Origin of the sequence: Mycobacterium sp. E2699 (genome assembly GCF_001666745.1) — a bacterium.
GTDB lineage: Bacteria > Actinomycetota > Actinomycetes > Mycobacteriales > Mycobacteriaceae > Mycobacterium.
In genome coordinates this window covers 1-539 of sequence record NZ_LZJH01000003.1, presented here as the reverse complement: position 1 = coordinate 539, position 539 = coordinate 1, and the positions used below count along the sequence as shown (strand labels likewise).

Below are 539 nucleotides of genomic sequence, written 5' to 3'. Positions count from 1 at the left end.
GAGGGCCGCATCCGCCTGGTCGACACCGTCAACCCGGCCGGAGTGCGCAACGACTCGGTGCTGCGGCTGGCCCTGCTGGCCTGTGACATCGATCCGGCCGCGGGCGGCGCCGCGACCAACGCGCTGGACGGCGCGCTCTGGGCGCACCCCGCCGCACGGCAGCTCGTCGGCGACGGTATGGACCGGGTGGCCTTTTTGCCGTTCGACCACATCCGCCGTGCGACCTCAGCCTTGGTCGATGACCATGGAAAGCGACTGCTGGTGGTCAAGGGCGCACCCGAGCAGATGCTGGCCCGCTGCTCGAGCGCACCCGATCAGTCTCAACAGACGTTGTCCGAGTTGTTCGCGGCCGGGCGCCGAGTGGTTGCCGTGGCGGCCAAGCCGGCGCCACACCTGTCCACGATCACCGCCGACGACGAATCCGAGTTGATGCTGGTCGGGTTCTGCGTCTTTGCCGACGAGCCCAAGGCCGCCGCCCGGCAATCCCTTGATCAGCTTGCCGAGCTGGGAATCGAGGTGAAGATCGCCACCGGCGACAA

Annotated in this window: 1 pseudogene; it reads left to right on the top strand. The window is 68.6% G+C overall.

Features of this window, described 5'->3' with window-relative positions:
* Positions 1 to 539, top strand: a pseudogene (locus A5696_RS00015) (magnesium-translocating P-type ATPase); the annotation flags it as partial.